The 16,982-nt window shown below is 66.8% G+C and carries 19 protein-coding genes; 15 read left to right on the top strand and 4 right to left on the bottom strand.

The window, feature by feature from the left end; all coding sequences use genetic code 11:
• Positions 1–61 precede the first annotated feature (61 nt).
• Positions 62–628 carry an N-acetylmuramoyl-L-alanine amidase gene (locus QP609_RS06780; protein WP_126411887.1) on the top strand — a complete coding sequence of 189 codons (567 nt, stop codon included), beginning with the start codon at positions 62–64 and terminating at the stop codon, positions 626–628.
• Between the two features lie 280 nt (positions 629–908).
• On the opposite strand, the gene QP609_RS06775 is transcribed toward QP609_RS06780, so the two are convergent.
• The 3 genes from QP609_RS06775 to QP609_RS06765 form a co-directional block, all read right to left on the bottom strand.
• On the bottom strand, positions 909–1,811 hold the full coding sequence (locus QP609_RS06775) for a sulfurtransferase (RefSeq protein WP_046429767.1): 903 nt from the start codon (positions 1,809–1,811) through the stop codon (positions 909–911).
• Positions 1,808–2,611 carry a CoA pyrophosphatase gene (locus tag QP609_RS06770; RefSeq protein ID WP_053495261.1) on the bottom strand — a complete coding sequence of 268 codons (804 nt, stop codon included), beginning with the start codon at positions 2,609–2,611 and terminating at the stop codon, positions 1,808–1,810. Before QP609_RS06770 ends, QP609_RS06775 begins: the two co-directional genes overlap by 4 nt.
• A gap of 166 nt (positions 2,612–2,777) precedes the next feature.
• Positions 2,778–3,479, bottom strand: coding sequence for an FKBP-type peptidyl-prolyl cis-trans isomerase N-terminal domain-containing protein (locus QP609_RS06765; protein WP_014646545.1), 702 nt, complete (start codon positions 3,477–3,479; stop codon positions 2,778–2,780).
• 167 nt (positions 3,480–3,646) lie between these two features.
• Here QP609_RS06765 and QP609_RS06760 point away from each other — a divergent pair, with 167 nt between their 5' ends.
• From QP609_RS06760 to nth, 3 genes are read left to right on the top strand one after another with little or no spacing between them, the layout of a single operon-like run.
• Complete coding sequence (locus QP609_RS06760; RefSeq protein ID WP_049407492.1) at positions 3,647–4,429, top strand: enoyl-CoA hydratase-related protein; 783 nt, start codon at positions 3,647–3,649, stop codon at positions 4,427–4,429.
• A gap of 4 nt (positions 4,430–4,433) precedes the next feature.
• On the top strand, positions 4,434–4,787 hold the full coding sequence (locus QP609_RS06755) for a hypothetical protein (protein WP_049442206.1): 354 nt from the start codon (positions 4,434–4,436) through the stop codon (positions 4,785–4,787).
• On the top strand, positions 4,787–5,479 hold the full coding sequence (gene nth / locus QP609_RS06750) for an endonuclease III (protein ID WP_197621428.1): 693 nt from the start codon (positions 4,787–4,789) through the stop codon (positions 5,477–5,479). Before QP609_RS06755 ends, nth begins: the two co-directional genes overlap by 1 nt.
• Before the next feature lie 81 nt (positions 5,480–5,560).
• Here nth and QP609_RS06745 read toward each other — a convergent pair whose 3' ends face one another.
• Positions 5,561–6,793: a porin gene (locus QP609_RS06745; RefSeq protein WP_014646541.1), complete on the bottom strand. Its 1,233-nt coding sequence runs from the start codon at positions 6,791–6,793 to the stop codon at positions 5,561–5,563.
• Between the two features lie 554 nt (positions 6,794–7,347).
• On the opposite strand from QP609_RS06745, the gene pstS (QP609_RS06740) reads away from it, so the two are divergent.
• The 11 genes from pstS (QP609_RS06740) to rnt all read left to right on the top strand — a co-directional run bounded on the left by pstS (QP609_RS06740) (position 7,348) and on the right by rnt (position 16,943).
• Positions 7,348–8,364 (top strand): phosphate ABC transporter substrate-binding protein PstS, encoded by a 1,017-nt coding sequence (gene pstS, locus QP609_RS06740; RefSeq protein WP_014646540.1) that lies wholly within the window; start codon positions 7,348–7,350, stop codon positions 8,362–8,364.
• A 416-nt stretch (positions 8,365–8,780) separates the two neighbouring features.
• Entirely contained in the window at positions 8,781–9,869 is a 1,089-nt protein-coding gene (gene pstS / locus QP609_RS06735) for a phosphate ABC transporter substrate-binding protein PstS (protein WP_014646539.1), read from the top strand.
• A gap of 79 nt (positions 9,870–9,948) precedes the next feature.
• Entirely contained in the window at positions 9,949–10,917 is a 969-nt protein-coding gene (gene pstC, locus QP609_RS06730; protein WP_005412771.1) for a phosphate ABC transporter permease subunit PstC, read from the top strand.
• Positions 10,917–11,780 carry a phosphate ABC transporter permease PstA gene (gene pstA, locus QP609_RS06725; protein ID WP_014646538.1) on the top strand — a complete coding sequence of 288 codons (864 nt, stop codon included), beginning with the start codon at positions 10,917–10,919 and terminating at the stop codon, positions 11,778–11,780. Before pstC ends, pstA begins: the two co-directional genes overlap by 1 nt.
• 19 nt (positions 11,781–11,799) lie before the next feature.
• Complete coding sequence (gene pstB, locus QP609_RS06720; protein WP_005408788.1) at positions 11,800–12,630, top strand: phosphate ABC transporter ATP-binding protein PstB; 831 nt, start codon at positions 11,800–11,802, stop codon at positions 12,628–12,630.
• A 76-nt stretch (positions 12,631–12,706) separates the two neighbouring features.
• Positions 12,707–13,414, top strand: coding sequence for a phosphate signaling complex protein PhoU (gene phoU, locus QP609_RS06715; RefSeq protein WP_005408787.1), 708 nt, complete (start codon positions 12,707–12,709; stop codon positions 13,412–13,414).
• A gap of 237 nt (positions 13,415–13,651) precedes the next feature.
• Positions 13,652–14,005 carry a hypothetical protein gene (locus QP609_RS06710; protein WP_014646537.1) on the top strand — a complete coding sequence of 118 codons (354 nt, stop codon included), beginning with the start codon at positions 13,652–13,654 and terminating at the stop codon, positions 14,003–14,005.
• Positions 13,992–14,867 carry a DUF692 domain-containing protein gene (locus QP609_RS06705; RefSeq protein WP_041863215.1) on the top strand — a complete coding sequence of 292 codons (876 nt, stop codon included), beginning with the start codon at positions 13,992–13,994 and terminating at the stop codon, positions 14,865–14,867. Before QP609_RS06710 ends, QP609_RS06705 begins: the two co-directional genes overlap by 14 nt.
• The gene (locus tag QP609_RS06700) at positions 14,860–15,615 is read left to right on the top strand and encodes a putative DNA-binding domain-containing protein (protein WP_049407976.1); all 756 of its coding nucleotides are present in this window, start codon (positions 14,860–14,862) and stop codon (positions 15,613–15,615) included. Before QP609_RS06705 ends, QP609_RS06700 begins: the two co-directional genes overlap by 8 nt.
• 24 nt (positions 15,616–15,639) lie before the next feature.
• Positions 15,640–16,161, top strand: coding sequence for a DoxX family protein (locus tag QP609_RS06695; RefSeq protein ID WP_014646534.1), 522 nt, complete (start codon positions 15,640–15,642; stop codon positions 16,159–16,161).
• 131 nt (positions 16,162–16,292) lie between these two features.
• A complete protein-coding gene (rnt, locus tag QP609_RS06690) occupies positions 16,293–16,943 on the top strand; it encodes a ribonuclease T (protein ID WP_049407974.1) in 651 nt (216 codons plus the stop codon).
• Positions 16,944–16,982 lie beyond the last annotated feature (39 nt).

Raw genomic sequence — 16,982 nt, 5'->3', positions numbered from 1 at the left:
GTGCGAGCGGGCCAACGAGGAAAGAGAAGGCAGGTTCATGCCGCAATGCTAGCATCGCCGGATGCCCAACCCGCTCCTGCCCGGCCTGCAGCTGCAGCCCCTGCCCTACGAAGACCGTCTGCCGCTGCGCGACCCGGCCACGCTGGAGATGGTGGTGATCCACTGCACCGAACTGCCCGATCTGGCGATGGCCCGCGAGTACGGCGAGCGTGTGCTGTACGACAGCGGTGCCGGCAACAGCGGGCACTTCTACATCGACCGCGATGGCAGCGTGGTGCAGTACGTGGCACCGGAACGCGTGGCCCACCACGTGCGCGGCATGAACGCGCATACGCTGGGCATCGAGCTGGTCAATACCGGGCGCTATCCGGACTGGTTCGACAGCCGCCACCAGGCGATGGACGAGGCGTACACCGAGGCACAGCTGCAGGCGCTGGAACAGCTGCTGCTGGCGCTGGTGGCGCACTACCCGTCGCTGCGACGGATTGCCGGGCATGACCAGCTGGACCTGGAACGGGTGCCGGCCAGCGACGATTCGACGTTGACGGTGGCGCGCAAGCGCGATCCGGGGCCGCTGTTCCCGTGGGCGCGGGTGCTGGCGAAGGTGCCGTTGCAGCCGGTTGGGTAAGCGGCAGGGCTGCGCCCTGCACCCGCAGAGGCAACGGCAACGTCAACGTCAACGTCAACGTCAACGTCAACGTCAAACGCTGGCATTCCGTGGGATGGCGGGGTGGGTCCGGTTGCGGACACCCCCGCAACCGGACCCACCCCGCCATCGACAGTTCTCCGCGATCCTTCGAATCGACACGGGGTCGGATCCCGTTGCTACGCAACGGGCTCTGACCCGATTTTCGGTTGATGGGGTCAGAACCGTTCTCCGTTGGAAAACGGATCCGACCCCGCGCGGCTCAGGCGCCGGTCGCGACCGGGCGGCTGCTGTCGCTGACCCACCCGCTCCAGGAGTCGGCGTAGATGCGCGCGCCGGACAGGCCCGCCGTTTCCATCGCCAGCAGCAGATGGCAGGCGGTCACGCCGGAGCCGCACATCAGCACCACCTGCTGCGGATCGCGGTTGCCGATCACGCCCTGCAGTTCGGCGCGCAGCGCCTGTGGGTCGCGCAGGTGGCCATCGAGTACGTTCAAGGCGAACGGGCGGTTGACCGCGCCCGGCACGTGGCCGGCGACCGGGTCCAGCGGCTCGACGTCACCGCGGAAGCGCTCACCCGCGCGCGCGTCGACCAACCAGCCCGGCGCGTGCTTCAGCCGTGCGCTGATTTCATCGGCGTTGGCGATCTGGGTGGTGTCGAAACGGCCCGGGTAGGCAGGTAACGCCGTCACTTCAGTCGGCCCGCTCGCCAGCGCGTGACCGGCGGCCTGCCAGGCGGCAATACCGCCGTCGAGCACGGCCACCCGGGTGTGCCCGATCAGCCGCAGCAGCCACCACAGGCGCGAGGCGGCCATGCTGCCGTCGCTGCCGTCGTAGACCACCACCTGGGTTTCGGGACCGATGCCCCACGTACCGAGCTTCGCGGCGAACGCATCGCTGTCCGGCAGCGGGTGCCGGCCATGGCCGCTTCGGGTCAGATCCGACAGATCACGGTTGAGATCGGCATGCACCGCAGTCGGTATGTGCCCCGCCAGATACTGGCCGCCCGCAGCCTGCGGATCGGCCAGCGAAGCACGCGCATCGACCACGCGCACGGCGGTGCTGGCGGTGGCACGCGCGTCGACGACGCGCACGCCTGCGCCGAGCGCAGCGGCAAGGGTGGTGACATCGACCAGGGTGGTCCACGGCGGATCGATCGGCTTCATTGCACTTGCTCCAGGCGACGACGCAGGTTGTAGAGAATGGCGGCGGTCGCGCCCCAGATGCGCTGGCCCGGCCAGCCATACTCCAGGACGTGGCGGACCCGGCCGCGATGAGTGATTTCGACCTGGCGCAGGCTGTCGGGCGCCATCAGATAATCCAGCGGCACCTCGAACACTTCGGCCACTTCGCTGGGCTGCGGCACCGGCACGAAATCCGGGTCGACCACCGCCACCACCGGCGTGACCCGGTAGCCGGTGATGGTGACGAAGGGATCGAGATACCCCAGCGCCTGCACCTGGCCGGGCGCCAATGCGATTTCTTCCTGGCTCTCGCGCAGCGCGGCCGCCAATGCGTCGCGGTCATCGGGTTCGGTGCGGCCGCCGGGAAATCCGACCTGGCCCCCGTGCGTGCGCAGGGTTTCGGTGCGGCGGGTCAGGATCACCTGTGCGCCGTTGGCGCGCGGGACGATGCCGGCCAGCACCGCAGCCTCCACCGGAGGCCCGGGCGGCAGCAGGTCGATCAGCTCACTGCGGTTCCAGCCGTCGCCGGCCGGCGGTTGGGCCAAGGGGTGCAGCGCGCGCATCAGTCGCTCGTGGTCGGCCAGCGAGCCACGCAGCGATTGCTGCAGTTGTTCGCGCAGGGGCTGCACGCGGTGCAGGATGCGGCTGCGTTCCTCGTTGCTCATCGACGACCACCGCGCGATCTCATCGATATGCCGCGCGCAGCCGGTGCATTGCCGGTGCGGATCCAGCGTGCACACTCCGATGCAGGGACTTGCGACAACACGCGCCGTTTCTTCCATTGTTTGCACCCGGCAACAGTAGCGCGATCGGGCTGAATTTGCGCGGGTGGCCCGGCCCAACGGTAGAGTCGACGCTCGCGCGCAGCGCGGGCGTTTCACCGCCAGGGGCTGCACAAACAGAAACGCGCCGGTGGGATCACCGGCGCGTTTCGTTTGCTGTTTCGATTTACTTGACGCTGACCAGCTTGATCTCGAACTGCACAGCCACGTTCGGCGGGAACGGGGTGCGCGGGTCGGCACCGTAGGCCTGGTCCGGCGGCAGGGTGACTTCCCACTTCGAGCCGGCCGGCATCTGCAGCAGGGTCTCGCGCATGGCCTTCATTTCAACTTCGCTGACCTTGATCGACGGGATCTGCTGGGCAGGGCGGGCTTCGGTCGGGCGCTGGCCGTACGGGAACGGACCGGCCACTTCCAGCTGCACGGTGCTGGCCTGGGTCGGCTTGGCGCCCTTGCCGGCTTCGATCACGCGGTACTGGACGCCGCTCGGCAGGGACTGCACGCCGGCCTTGGCCTTGTTCGCCGCGATGAACTGATCGCTCTTGGTCTTGTTTTCGGCAGCCGCCTTTTCGTACTCGGCCTTGGCAGCCTGGGCACGGCCCTGCTCGCGCTTCTGGAACGCTTCAACGGCCGGCTTCAGCTGCTCGGCGGTGATCGCCGGCTGCTTCTTGGCGTAGGCATCCTGCAGGCCCTTCACCACCGAGTTGATGTCCAGCTGCTCACCGCGACCGGTCAGCTCCGCCAGGTTGTTGCCGTAGTCGTAACCGAAGTAATAACTCAGCTTGCCCTTCTCGGACGCGATGTCCTGGGCGAAGGCATTGCCCGTCAGGGCCAGGGCCGCGACGGCGACCGCGATAGAACGCAACTTCATCAAACAGTTCTCCAGGGGTGGTAACTCAGGGACGTTCTTCGCCGCCCTGAGGCGACGGGTTAGGATAACGGGCGCAACGTGTAACCGCTACTCACGATGCAGGCTATGACCCGTCTGCGTTTGCAGAGTTCAATATCACTTTTTTTTAACGTTCCAGGAGTTTCCCCGTGGCCGATGCCCTGATCGCTGTTGCCGACGAAGGCGCCATCCGCACCGTGACCGTCCAGCGCCCGGACAAGCTCAATGCCCTGAACGCCGCGACCCTGCAGGCGCTGGCCGATGCCTTCAGGGACGCCGCTGCCGATCCGGAGGTGCGCGTGGTGGTGTTGACCGGGGCGGGCCCGAAGGCCTTCGTGGCCGGTGCCGACATCGCGGAAATGAACACCCTCAGCGCCGTTCAGGGACGTGATTTCTCGCTGCTGGGCCAGGCCCTGATGCGCCAGATCGAACGCATGCCCAAGCCGGTCATCGCGCGCGTGAACGGATTCGCGCTGGGCGGCGGGCTTGAGCTGGCGATGGCGTGCCACCTGCGCATCGCCGCCGATACCGCCAAGGTCGGCCAACCGGAAATCAATCTCGGCCTGATTCCCGGCTTCGGCGGCAGCCAGCGCCTGCTGCGCCTGTGTGGCCGCGCCGCCACCCTGGAGCTGTGCCTGCTGGGGGCGCCGATCAACGCCGCGCGTGCGCTGGAACTGGGCATCGTCAACGAAGTCGTGCCGGCCGACGCGCTGGACAACCGTGTACAGGACGTCGCCCGCCAGCTGGCACGCTCAGCGCCGCTGGCCCTGCGTGGCCTGCTCGACGCGGTGCACGTGGGCGGCGAGTGCAGCCTGGAGGCCGGGCTGGAATACGAAAGTGCGCAGTTCGGCCTGCTGTTCGCCACCGAGGACATGCGTGAAGGCACCAGTGCCTTCCTGCAGCGCCGCCCGCCGGCCTTCCAGAACCGCTGACGCCATGGCATCCCGACCCAACCCCGCGCAGTTGTTCGCCCGGGTCCAGGCAGACGATCTCGATGGCGCCCTGCAGGCGGGGCTGATGGACTACGTCGCCCGAGCCGGCGACGAACAGCTGCTGCCTGGCCACCCGGACCTTCCGCAGCGGCTGCAGCAGGCCCAGCAGCAACTGCGTACGGCCTGGGCCGCACGCGAACGCTATCGCGCCCGCGCGGTGCGCCTGGCCCGCCGCGAAGCCGAGCGCGATGCACGTCGCACCCCGCCCCCGGCGCCGGACGTGAAGCCCCCCCTGCCCGCCGCGGCGGCCGCGATTCTCGCCCGGGCCAAGGCCCGCGTCACCGGCAAGGAGCCGTAATGGCCACCGCGAAGAAGACTGCCCGCGCACCGGCGCGGCGCGGCGGCCGCATGCCGCGCGCCGACGTGGTGGAAATGTTCACCCGCCTGCGCGAGCTCAATCCGCACCCGAAGACCGAGCTTGAGTACAGCTCGCCGTTCGAACTGCTGGTGGCCGTGGCGCTGTCCGCCCAGGCCACCGACGTCGGCGTCAACAAGGCCACCCGCCGCCTGTTCCCGGTCGCCAACACGCCGGCGAAGATCCTCGCGCTCGGTGAGGATGGCCTGAAGCCGTACATCGCCACCATCGGGCTGTTCAACGCCAAGGCGAAGAATGTGATCGCCACCTGCGCGATCCTGCTGCAGAAGTACGGCGGCGAAGTGCCGCGCGACCGCGAAGCGCTGGAAGCGCTGCCCGGTGTGGGCCGCAAGACCGCCAACGTGGTGCTCAACACCGCCTTCGGCGAGTCGGTGATGGCGGTGGATACGCATATCTTCCGCGTCTCCAACCGTACCGGCCTGGCCCCCGGCAAGAACGTGCGCGAAGTGGAGGACACGCTGGTGAAGGTGATTCCGGCCGAGTTCCTGCTCGACGCGCACCATTGGCTGATCCTGCATGGCCGCTACGTGTGCAAGGCGCGCAAGCCGGATTGCCCGGGCTGCGTGATCGCCGACCTGTGCCGGTTCAAGGAAAAGACCACAGCCGAGACGTGACGCGGATCGTGTTGTGACGAAACGAAGACGGCGGGCACCAGGCCCGCCGTCCGCGTGTATGGACAAGGGTGCTTCAGGAGATCAGAACGACAGGTCGCCCCAGACGCCGAATTCCTTGGTCTTGTCGTTCTTCTTGTCGCTGGCGTTGGCCAGGTGCGTGTACTTGTACACGGTCGACAGCTTGAGGTTCTTCATGACCGGGAACTCGACGCCGACGTTCCAGTACTTGTCGCTCAGGGTCGGGTCCAGGGTCTTGCTGACGTCGGTGTCATCGTAACGACCGAACACGTTGATGCCGCCGTCGGTCACGCGCACGCTGCCCCACACCGACCAGCCACTGGTCTTGTCGGTGGCAACGGTCAGCACGTTGTTGAGGTTCTTGGCCTGGAAGTACTCGCCGCCGACGCGGAAGTTGCTGTCGGCGTAGGCCACCATCGCGTTGGCGCGGGTGTAGGTGTTCTCGGCGCTCTGGATGTCGGTTTCCTTGCCCAGCTTGCCGCTGTAGCCGCCGACGGCGACCACGAAGTTCTCGTTCGGGGTGTAGGCCACGCGGCCTTCCACGTCCATGCCCTTGCTGCGGGTCGGGTTCTTGTAGCCGGCGCCGGACACGACCGAGACGGCGTAGTTGAAGTTGTTGCCCAGGTTGCCGAAGCCATGCAGGCCCCAGTCGGACGAGTTGCCGTACTTCAGGCGGTCGGTCAGGGTGTTCTCGACATAGCGCATGCCGTAGAACTTCTCGACGTACGGGATCCACGGCATGTCGGCGGCACCGACGCGCAGGTTGAAGGCCGGGTCGAAGCTGCCCTGCACGTAGGCCTTCTTGACGAACAGTTCGGTGTTGCCGATGGCCGAGCTGTACTGGAAGTCGGTGGTCAGGTTGGCCGACCAGATGTCGTTGAACTTGTGGTCGACGGTCAGGTAGAAGCGCTTGACGTCCAGGCCGGTGCCGCTGGCGGCGGTGTCCTTGCCGTTGCTGGTCTTGTCGATGTTGGTCAGGTCGAAGAACATGCGACCGCCAATCTTGTTGTCATTGACCAGCTTGGCCAGCTTGTCGACGCTGGTCTGGGTCTTCTGCGCACCTTCCAGGGCCTGCGCCTGGGTGATGTTCACTTCGGACTGCGCGTCGGACTGCGCCTGCAGCGCCTGCGAATCGTTCTGCAACTGCTGGACCTGGGCCTGCAGCGCAGCGATCTGTGCCTGCAGCTGCTGCAACTGTGCCTGGGACACGCCCGAGCTGGCGGGGGCTGCGAAGGCGTCGGCGGAAACCAGACCGAGGCTTGCAACGACCGCGGCGGCGAGCAAATGGGAACGCATTTTGGATTTCTCCAGAGGGTTGGAATGGCTTGGGCAGAACGCCACGCCGGCAGGCCGGTCAAGCGTTTTGCGAACGTTCCGTTAAAACCATGACAGCCGAATGACAGATTGAGCACCAACCACAGATTTCTTCGTGCGGTCATGCGTACGACTCATTTGCGCGCACATGCTTATCGATCCCTTGCGCCCCATGGCGTGGTGTATCGGCACCGACACGCGGGCAAGCCGCCGGGTCACCCTGGTCCGCACCGCCCGGCTTCGCGCGGATGACGCGGAATCCCTGCGCAACGCCAGGCGCAGACCGCGCGAAGGGAGGCAGCCGTCACCTCATCGGCCACCTATGCAAGGTGACCGCAGCCGGCGCCGGCGCACCTCCCTTGTGCCCGCACGACCGCCTCAGCCGCTGCGCGAAACCTTCACGGCCCGCGCTGCGCAAGCGTCAGCCAGCGCTGTAACGGATGCGTCATACAACGGTCCCCGCGCTGTCATCGAACCGTTATGGAATGTGCGCCGGGCGGGTAACCCCGCATTCCAATCAACCCAGGAGCCACCCCGTGATCCACGCCTTCAAGTCGCGCGTTGCCGTTGCCGTCTTCGCAGCGTCGTCCGTGTTCGCCGCCAACGCCGCTGAAATCACCGGCGCGGGCGCCTCGTTCATCTACCCGGTGATGTCGAAGTGGTCGGCCGACTACAACGCTGCCACCAGCAACAAGGTCAACTACCAGTCGATCGGTTCCGGCGGCGGCATTGCGCAGATCAAGGCCAAGACCGTTGATTTCGGCTCTTCCGATGCACCGCTGAAGCCGGAAGAACTGGCCGCCTCGGGCCTGGCCCAGTTCCCGTCGGTGATCGGCGGCGTGGTGCCGGTGGTCAACGTGGCCGGCATCGCCCCGGGCGCACTCAAGCTGGACGGCACCGTGCTGGCCAACATCTTCCTGGGCAAGATCAAGACCTGGAACGACCCGGCCATCGCCGCGCTGAACCCGGGCGTGACCCTGCCGAGCGCCAAGATCACCGTCGTGCACCGCTCGGATGGTTCGGGCACCACCTTCAACTTCGTCAACTACCTGTCCAAGGTCAGCCCGGAGTGGAAGAGCTCGGTCGGTGAAGGCACCTCGGTCCAGTGGCCGGCCGGCATCGGCGGCAAGGGCAACGAAGGCGTTGCTGCCTACGTGAAGCAGATCAAGGGCGGCATCGGCTACGTCGAACTGTCCTACGCACTGCAGAACAAGCTGTCGTACACGGCGATGAAGAACGCTGCCGGCAGGTTCGTCCAGCCGAGCGATGCATCGTTCGCCGCCGCTGCCGCCAGCGCCGACTGGGCCAGCGCCAAGGACTTCTACCTGGTGATGACCAACGCCCCGGGCGCCGAGTCCTGGCCGATCACCGCCACCAACTTCATCCTGGTGCACAAGAAGCCGAAGAACGCTGCCAACGGCAAGGCCACCCAGGAGTTCTTCCGCTGGGTCTACAAGAGCGGCGACGCCCAGGCCCGCCAGCTGGACTACGTGCCGCTGCCGGACAGCCTGGTCCGCCAGATCGAGACCTACTGGTCGCAGAACCTGAAGTAAGCACGTTCCCCCGCAGGAACGGGGCCGGCGGGTCCTCTCTCCCCCGCCGGCCCCAACCGGGCGCGAGATCCTCGAGATCTCGCGCTCTTCTTGTTTTCGGGGATGCATGCATCTGCCTCTGCAGCGCCGAGCCCACGCTCGGCTGGGTGCTGGAGCGTGCGGACCGACGGTCCGCACCTACCGAGGGCAGGGAGCCGTCGAACATGGCTTGACTCCACAAGGGCCAACCGGCCGCCATACCGGTGCGCAGATCCGGGGTCTCCGGGGCTCTGCCGGATGGGGGCCAACCCGGTGAAACCCTTGTCAGAACGTGATCCAGGACACCTCTGTCATGGTCGTAATACGGCTGTAACAAAAACATCATTTCATAGCCGCATCCGCCGACCACGTCGGCTCTTCCCCGCTATGGAGTGACCATGAAACTGCACTCGGCCGGCCTTGCCGCCCTTTCCCTGGCCATCGCCCTGGGCCTGTCGGCCTGCGGTGGCGACAAGCAGGCCGCGCAGCAGCCGGCGGCCGACGGTGCCGCTGCCCCGGCCGCTGCCGGTGCCAAGGTGACCGCCGAAGTGTCCGGCGCGGGCGCGTCCTTCATCTTCCCGCTGGTCTCCAAGTGGTCGGCCGACTACAACGCCACCACCGGGGCCAAGATCAACTACCAGTCGATCGGCTCCGGCGGCGGCATCGCCCAGATCAAGGCCGGCACCGTCGACTTCGGCTCCTCCGACAAGCCGCTGAGCAGCGAAGAGCTGGCACAGGCCGGCCTGGCCCAGTTCCCGTCGGCCATCGGCGGCGTGGTGCCGGTGGTCAACATCGAAGGCCTGGAAGCCGGCAAGCTGCGCCTGAGCGGCGCCCTGCTGGCCGACATCTTCCTGGGCAAGGTCAAGACTTGGAACGATCCGGCCATCGTCGCCGCCAACCCGGGCGTGAAGCTGCCGGACGGCAAGATCACCCTGGTCCACCGTTCGGACGGTTCGGGCACCACCTTCAACTTCTCCAACTACCTGTCCAAGGTCAGCCCGGAGTGGAAGAGCAAGGTCGGCGAAGGCACCTCGGTGCAGTGGCCGGACGGCGTCGGTGGCAAGGGCAATGAAGGCGTCGCTTCGTACGTGAAGCAGATCAAGGGCTCCATCGGCTACGTCGAGCTGGCCTACGCGCTGCAGAACGGCATGCCGTACACCGCCATGCAGAACGCCGCCGGCAACTGGGTCGAGCCCAGCGCGGAAACCTTCGCCGCGGCGGCCGCCAGCGCCGACTGGGCCAGCGCCAAGGACTTCAACCTGGTCATCACCAACGCCCCGGGCGAGCAGGCGTGGCCGATCACCGCCACCAACTTCATGCTGATGCAGAAGCAGCCGAAGGACGCCAAGCGCAACCAGGACACCCTGGCCTTCTTCAAGTGGGCCTTCGAGAACGGCCAGGCCCAGGCCAACGAGCTGCACTACGTGCCGCTGCCGGCCGAACTGGTCAAGCAGATCGAGGCCTACTGGGCGACCGACCTGAAGTGACGGACTCGACGGTGCCCGCCCCGCGCGGGCACCGCTTCCACGCCGTGCCGCCCCGCCCCTTCCTGGCCCTGCCGTCCCCATGAATGCCATCGCCCAGCCTGTAGCCGCCCCGTCCACGCGTGATGCGCGTGATGCCCGCAACGACAAACTGTTCCGATGGGTGCTGGTCGGCACCGTCATCTTCGTCCTGATCGCCCTGGCCTGCGCCGCGCTGTCGATGCTGTGGGGCGGCCGCCATGCCCTGCAGATGCAGGGCCTGAGCTTCTTCTTCTCCGCCGACTGGAATCCGGTCGAAAACAAATTCGGCGCGCTCGCCCCGATCTACGGCACCCTGGTCACCGCCGTCATCGCGATGGTCATCGCCGTGCCGGTCAGCTTCGGCATCGCCTTCTTCCTCACCGAAGTCGCGCCACGCTGGCTGCGTGGCCCGGTCGGCACAGCCATCGAACTGCTGGCCGGCATTCCCTCGATCATCTACGGCATGTGGGGCCTGTTCGTGCTGGTGCCGGTGATGACCGAGTACGTCACGCCGTTCCTCAACGAGACCCTGGGCGAATGGCCGATCATCGGCCCGATGTTCCAGGGCCCGCCGCTGGGCATCGGCATGCTCACCGCCGGTTTCGTGCTGGCGATCATGGTCATTCCGTTCATCTCCTCGGTGATGCGCGAAGTGTTCCTGACCGTGCCGACCCGCCTGAAGGAATCGGCCTATGCGCTGGGCTCCACCAAGTGGGAAGTGAGCTGGGACATCGTGCTGCCCTACACCCGCTCGGCGGTGATCGGCGGCATCTTCCTCGGCCTCGGCCGCGCCCTCGGCGAGACGATGGCGGTGGCCTTCGTGATCGGCAACAGCGTGCGCCTGTCGCCGTCGCTGCTGGAACCGGGCACCACCATTGCTGCGCTGATCGCCAACGATTTCGGTGAAGCCACTGAAACCTACCGTTCGGCCCTGCTGCTGCTCGGCTTCGTCCTCTTCATCGTCACCTTCGTGGTGCTCGCCATCGCCCGCCTGATGCTGATGCGCCTGTCCCGCAAGGAGGGCAACTGATGTCCAGCACCGCTGACTCCCTGTACCTGCGCCGCCGCATCGGCAATGTCGTTGCGATCACCGCCTCCTGCGCCACCGCGCTGTTCGGTTTGTTCTTCCTGGGCTGGATCCTGTTCACCCTGGCCTCCAAGGGCCTGGCCGGCATCAACCTGGATCTGTTCACCAAGATGACGCCGCCGCCGATGCAGGAAGGCGGCCTCGCCAACGCGTTCTTCGGCAGCGCCGTGATGTGTGCGCTGGCGATCGGCATCGGCACCCCGCTGGGCGTATTGGCGGGCACCTGGCTGGCCGAGTACGGCAACGCCCGCAAGGCCGGCACCGTGGTCCGCTTCGTCAACGACATCCTGCTGTCGGCCCCGTCCATCGTGCTCGGCCTGTTCGTCTACACCCTGTACGTGATGCAGACCGGCGGCAACTTCTCGGCGTTCGCCGGTGCGCTGTCGCTGGCCTTCATCGTGCTGCCGGTGGTGGTACGCACCACCGACGAGATGCTGCGCCTGGTGCCCTCGCAGATGCGCGAAGCGGCCCTGTCGCTGGGCATCCCGCAGTGGAAGGTGATTGTGCAGGTGCTGTACCGCAGTGCCTCGGCCGGCATCATCACCGGCATCCTGCTGGCACTGGCCCGCATCTCCGGCGAGACCGCACCGTTGCTGTTCACCGCCTTCGGCAACCAGTACTGGAACAACAACATCTTCCAGCCGATGGCCTCGGTGCCGGTGGTGATGAACCAGTTCGCCGGCAGCCCGTATGAATCCTGGCAGGTGCTGGCCTGGGCCGGTGCCCTGGTGCTGACTGTCTTCGTGTTGCTGGTCAGCCTTGCCGCCCGCGGCATCCTGCTGCGCAACCGTATCTCCCATGACTGACCTTTCCGTGGATAACGCCATGAACGACCTTTCCAACGCCGTGCCGATGCAGCGCATCGCCGTGCCGTCCTCGCACGAGAGCCTGCACACGCCGTCGCCGGTGAAGCTGGCTGCGCGTGGACTGGACTTCTACTACGACAAGTTCCACGCCCTGAAGGGCATCAACTTGGAAATCCCGGAAAAGCGCGTGACCGCGCTGATCGGTCCTTCCGGTTGCGGCAAGTCGACCCTGCTGCGCATCTTCAACCGCATCTACGCGCTGTACCCGAAGCTGGAAGCGCGCGGTGAAGTGCTGCTGGACGGCGAGAACATCCTGTCGCCGAAGTACCCGATGAACCGCCTGCGCAGCAAGGTCGGCATGGTGTTCCAGAAGCCGGTGCCGTTCCCGATGACCATCTTCGAGAACGTGGCCTACGGCATCCGCCACCACGAGAAGCTGAGCAAGGCCGACATGGCCGACCGCGTCGAGCAGGCGCTGCGCCAGGGCGCGCTGTGGGACGAAGTGAAGGACAAGCTGGGGCAGAGCGCACTGGGCCTGTCCGGCGGCCAGCAGCAGCGCCTGTGCATCGCCCGTGCCGTGGCCCTGCGCCCGTCGGTGCTGCTGCTGGACGAGCCGACCTCGGCGCTGGATCCGATCTCGACCAGCCGCATCGAGCAGCTGGTGGAAGAACTCAAGCACGAGTACACCATCGTGATCGTCACCCACAACATGCAGCAGGCCGCTCGCGTGTCCGACTACACCGCCTTCATGTACCTGGGCGACCTGATCGAGCACGACCGCACCGAAGTGATCTTCTCGCAGCCGTCGCAGCGGCAGACCGAGGACTACATCACCGGCCGCTTCGGCTGAAACGTCAGTCGAGCACGGCTCGACCCTGCAGACACCATCAGTCGAGCGTGGCTCGACTCTACAGAGTGGAACAACCATGAACCTTCCCAACGACCACATCGTCAAGAGCTACGACGAAGAGCAGCAGCGCCTGGTGGCCGAGATCGTGCGCATGGGCGAGATGGCCGTCGCCCAGCTCGAAGCGTCGATGGACGTGATCGAGAAGCGCGACGAGAACGCTGCCCATCGCATCATCGCCAACGACGAGGCGATCGATGCGCTGGAACAGCAGATCAGCCACGACGTGATGCGCCTGGCGCTGCGTGGCCCGATGGCGCGCGACCTGCGCGAGATCCTTGCCGGCCTGCGCATTCCGGCCGACATCGAGCGCATCGGTGACTACGCTGCCAATGTCGCCAAGCGCTCGATCGCGCTGGGCAAGGTGCCGCCGCTGCCGCAGATCCAGGGCCTGCGTGCACTGGGCCGCCTGGCCGCGCAGCAGGTCCGGCGTGCCATTGCCGCCTACCGCGACAACGATGCTGATGCCGCGCTGGAACTGCGTGAGGACGACGCCCGCCTGGACGCGCAGTACACCGCGCTGTTCCGCGAGCTGCTGACCTACATGATGGAAGACCCGCGCAACATCACCCCGTGCACGCACCTGCTGTTCATGGCCAAGAACCTGGAGCGCGTGGGCGACCACGCCACCAACATCGCCGAGAACGTATGGTTCCTGGTGCATGGCGAGCAGCCGCTGCCACCGCGTGAAAAGCGCGACGAGACCTCCAGCACCGGCCAGCCCTGACGCTGCACTGCAACACCGGAGTCGACTCCAAGGTGGCCGCTGTCCTGGTGACAGCGGCCTTCTTTTTTGGGGTGTTTCATCCGCATTGTGGGCGCCACGCGTGCCCGGTGCGGACCTGCCGGATGCTTCTGTAACAGATCTCACGAAAATTTGAGTTCTTGGCGAGGATTCGTTGAGTAGGATCGCTGCACCATCGATTCACCCCGGGCACCTGCCCACCACCCAGGAGTAAGACCGATGAGCAGTTCCAACAAGACCCTGTCCCTGCTGACCGCTACCGCCCTGGCCGCCGGCCTGGGCATGACCGCCAGCGCCTCGGCGCTGAGCATGAGCGACCTCGCCCAGGGCTACCTGGTGGCCGGCCAGGCAGCCAAGGCCAGCACCGATGCCAAGGCCGCCGATACCAAGATGGCAGCCGACGCGACCAAGCACGCCGAAGGCAAGTGTGGTGCCGACGGCAAGACCGGCGAAGGCAAGTGCGGTGCCGACAAGGGCAAGGCTGCCGGCGCAGCGGGCGCCAAGGCCAAGACCGGCGACACGAAGTCGGCTGAAGGCAAGTGCGGCGAAGGCAAGTGCGGTGGCAAGCACTGACGTCCGCGCCAGCCTCGTCCACCCGCAGTCGCCGCTTCGCGCGGCGGCTGCAGGGTTGGGCCTGCGCCGGGCGCTGCTGCAGGATCTGCGTGACGCTCCGGCAGGCGACTTCGACTTCCTGGAATGCGCGCCGGAGAACTGGATCCATGTCGGCGGCCCGGCCGGTGATGCCCTGGCCGAACTGGCACACCGCCATCCGCTGAGCTGCCACGGCCTGTCGCTGTCGCTGGGCGGCAGTGCCGCCCTGGACACCCAGCTGCTGGAGCAGGTCGGCCGGTTCCTCGAAAAGCACCGCGTGCCGCTGTACAGCGAGCACCTGAGCTACTGCAGCGACGACGGCCACCTGTACGACCTGCTGCCGATCCCCTTCACCGACGAAGCCGTGCGCCATACCGCGCAGCGCATCCGCCGCGTGCAGGACCTGCTCGGCCGGCGCATCGCGGTGGAGAACGTGTCCTACTACCTGGCGCCGGAACCGGCGATGGACGAGCTGGCGTTCACCAATGCGGTGCTCGCCGAAGCCGACTGCGACCTGCTGCTGGACGTCAACAACGTCTACGTCAACGCCTGCAACCACGGCTACGATGCCGATGCCTTCATCGCCGGCCTGCCCGCGCAGCGCATCGTCTGCCTGCACGTGGCCGGGCACCTGGACGAGGCACCCGACCTGAAGATCGATACCCATGGCAGCGCGGTGATTGATCCGGTCTGGGAGTTGCTGGCGCGTACCTATGCTCGCATCGGCCCACGCCCCACCCTGCTCGAACGCGATTTCAATTTCCCGCCCTATGCGGAACTGCAGGGCGAACTGCAGACCATCCGCCGCCTGCAGGCCGCACACGCCGGGGCTGCACATGGCTGACGCTATCGACACCCTGCGCGCGCAGCAGCACGCGTTCACCGCGCACCTGCGCGATCCACAGGCGGTGCCGGCACCGGCCGGCCTGGATGCACGCCGGTTGGCGGTGTACCAGCACCTGCTGTTCAACAACCTGCTCGGGCTCCTGAGCAACGGTTTCCCGGTCTGCGTCCGCCTGCTCGGCGAACCGGCATGGAGCGCGCTGGTGCGCCACTACTTCGCCACCCATCGCTGCCAGACCCCCCTGTTCACCGAGCTGGCCGCCGAGTTCGTGCAGTGGCTGCAGGCACAGCCGCAGCTGCCGCACCCGGCGCTGGCCGAACTGGCCCACTACGAGTGGGTGGAAACCGCGCTGTACCAGTTGCAGGCCGAGCCACTTCCTGCGCCTGGCGATGTCGATCCGCTGCGGGTGCCGCTGCAGCGTTCGCCGCTGGCGTGGCCGCTGCTGTACCAGTGGCCGGTGCACCGTCTCGGTGCAGAGGATGCGCCGACCCAGCCCCTCCCAGAACCCACCGGCCTGCTGGTCCGCCGCGAAGCCGACGGTGAAGTGCGATTCGCCGCGCTCAGCCCCTTGGCGGTGCACCTGCTGTCCAGCATCGGTGAACAGCCTGGGCTGGAAGGCCGTACGTACCTGCAACGCCTCGCCACCACGCATGGGCTGGCCGAAGACGCGCTGGCCGGCCCCGGTGCCGCGCTGCTGCGGCAGTTCCTGCAGGCCGGCGTGATCGGCCCGCTCACCACCCCGCCCTGACACCCCATTTGCGGAGATCCCCTGATGAACCTTCCGACCCTGGCCGCCGCGCGTGGCCAGCTGGACCGTCTCGCCCCCTGGTTGGCCCCGCTCGGCCTGCGCCTGCTGCTGGCCTGGGAATTCTTCGAATCCGGCCGCGAGAAGCTGCGCGGCCAGAACTGGTTCGCCGACCTGCAGGACGCCTTTCCATTCCCGTTCGACCAGTTGCCGGCCACCCTGAACTGGCAACTGGCGACCTGGTTCGAACTGCTCGGGGCGGCCTGCCTGCTGTTCGGTTTCGGCACCCGTTTCGCCGCCGCGAGCCTGCTGGTGCTGACCGTGGTGGCCACCTATGCGGTGCATTGGCCGATGGAGTGGAACTCGCTGGCCGACCTGGCCATGGGCTATGCGATCAGCGACCAGGGCTTCGGCAACTTCAAGCTGCCGGTGCTGTTCATGGCCATGCTGCTGCCGCTGATCTTCACCGGCGCCGGCAAGCTGAGCGTGGACGCCTGGTTGGCGCGGTGGTCTCCCTCGGCCACACCTGCGCGGCCAGCGGTTCGGTAGATGCCGACCTTGGTCGGCGCGTCATGTGCCAACCAAGGTTGGCACCTACCGGGTTCTGCGTTCGTGCCACTACGGTGGCTGGCATGGGCTGCGTGGCCGGGCGCTCAGGGCCGCTCTGATAGAATTCACGCATGAATGACCCCATCCCCGCACCTGCCGCCGTTCCCGATTCCGCAGTTCCCCAGGCGCAGCGCGCGATGTCACAACGCTTCCGCGGCTTCCTGCCGGTGGTGGTGGATGTGGAAACCGGCGGCTTCGACAGCCAGCGCAACGCGCTGCTGGAAATCGCTGCGGTGCCGATCGAGATGGACGAGAACGGCCTGCTCTACCCCGGCCAGACCGCCAGTGCCCACGTGGTCCCGGCCGAGGGCCTGGAGATCGACCCGAAGTCGCTGGAAGTGACCGGCATCATCCTCGACCATCCGTTCCGGCTGGCCAAGGAAGAAAAAGCGGCGTTGGACCACATCTTCACTCCGGTGCGTGCGGCGATGAAGAAGTACGGCTGCCAGCGCGCGATCCTGGTTGGCCACAACGCCCATTTCGACCTCGGCTTCGTCAACGCGGCCGTGGCGCGGACCGGCCACAAGCGCAACCCGTTCCATCCGTTCAGCGTGTTCGACACGGTCACCCTGGCCGGTATCGCCTACGGGCAGACCGTGCTGGCGCGTGCGGCCACTGCCGCCGGGCTGGGTTGGGATGCAAATGAAGCGCACAGCGCGGTATATGACACCGAGCAGACCGCGCGGCTGTTCTGCACCATCGCCAACGCCTGGCCGCGGTAAGACAGCGCTTTCTGTAGAGCCGGGCCATGCTCGGCTGCA

The organism is Stenotrophomonas sp. 8(2023), assembly GCF_030345295.1.
Taxonomy (GTDB): domain Bacteria; phylum Pseudomonadota; class Gammaproteobacteria; order Xanthomonadales; family Xanthomonadaceae; genus Stenotrophomonas; species Stenotrophomonas muris.
The sequence above is the reverse complement of the archived record's forward strand: the minus strand, read 5'-3'. Positions and strand labels throughout refer to the sequence as shown.

Bases quoted from the DNA above. Each gene is read 5' to 3' on its own strand.
- QP609_RS06780 (WP_126411887.1), top strand. From the start codon at position 62: ATGCCCAACCCGCTCCTGCCCGGCCTGCAGCTGCAGCCCCTGCCCTAC.
- QP609_RS06775 (WP_046429767.1), bottom strand. From the start codon at position 1,811: ATGAAGCCGATCGATCCGCCGTGGACCACCCTGGTCGATGTCACCACC.
- QP609_RS06770 (WP_053495261.1), bottom strand. From the start codon at position 2,611: ATGGAAGAAACGGCGCGTGTTGTCGCAAGTCCCTGCATCGGAGTGTGC.
- QP609_RS06765 (WP_014646545.1), bottom strand. From the start codon at position 3,479: ATGAAGTTGCGTTCTATCGCGGTCGCCGTCGCGGCCCTGGCCCTGACG.
- QP609_RS06755 (WP_049442206.1), top strand. From the start codon at position 4,434: ATGGCATCCCGACCCAACCCCGCGCAGTTGTTCGCCCGGGTCCAGGCA.
- nth (WP_197621428.1), top strand. From the start codon at position 4,787: ATGGCCACCGCGAAGAAGACTGCCCGCGCACCGGCGCGGCGCGGCGGC.
- QP609_RS06745 (WP_014646541.1), bottom strand. From the start codon at position 6,793: ATGCGTTCCCATTTGCTCGCCGCCGCGGTCGTTGCAAGCCTCGGTCTG.
- pstS (WP_014646539.1), top strand. From the start codon at position 8,781: ATGAAACTGCACTCGGCCGGCCTTGCCGCCCTTTCCCTGGCCATCGCC.
- pstC (WP_005412771.1), top strand. From the start codon at position 9,949: ATGAATGCCATCGCCCAGCCTGTAGCCGCCCCGTCCACGCGTGATGCG.
- pstA (WP_014646538.1), top strand. From the start codon at position 10,917: ATGTCCAGCACCGCTGACTCCCTGTACCTGCGCCGCCGCATCGGCAAT.
- pstB (WP_005408788.1), top strand. From the start codon at position 11,800: ATGAACGACCTTTCCAACGCCGTGCCGATGCAGCGCATCGCCGTGCCG.
- phoU (WP_005408787.1), top strand. From the start codon at position 12,707: ATGAACCTTCCCAACGACCACATCGTCAAGAGCTACGACGAAGAGCAG.
- QP609_RS06710 (WP_014646537.1), top strand. From the start codon at position 13,652: ATGAGCAGTTCCAACAAGACCCTGTCCCTGCTGACCGCTACCGCCCTG.
- QP609_RS06700 (WP_049407976.1), top strand. From the start codon at position 14,860: ATGGCTGACGCTATCGACACCCTGCGCGCGCAGCAGCACGCGTTCACC.
- QP609_RS06695 (WP_014646534.1), top strand. From the start codon at position 15,640: ATGAACCTTCCGACCCTGGCCGCCGCGCGTGGCCAGCTGGACCGTCTC.
- rnt (WP_049407974.1), top strand. From the start codon at position 16,293: ATGAATGACCCCATCCCCGCACCTGCCGCCGTTCCCGATTCCGCAGTT.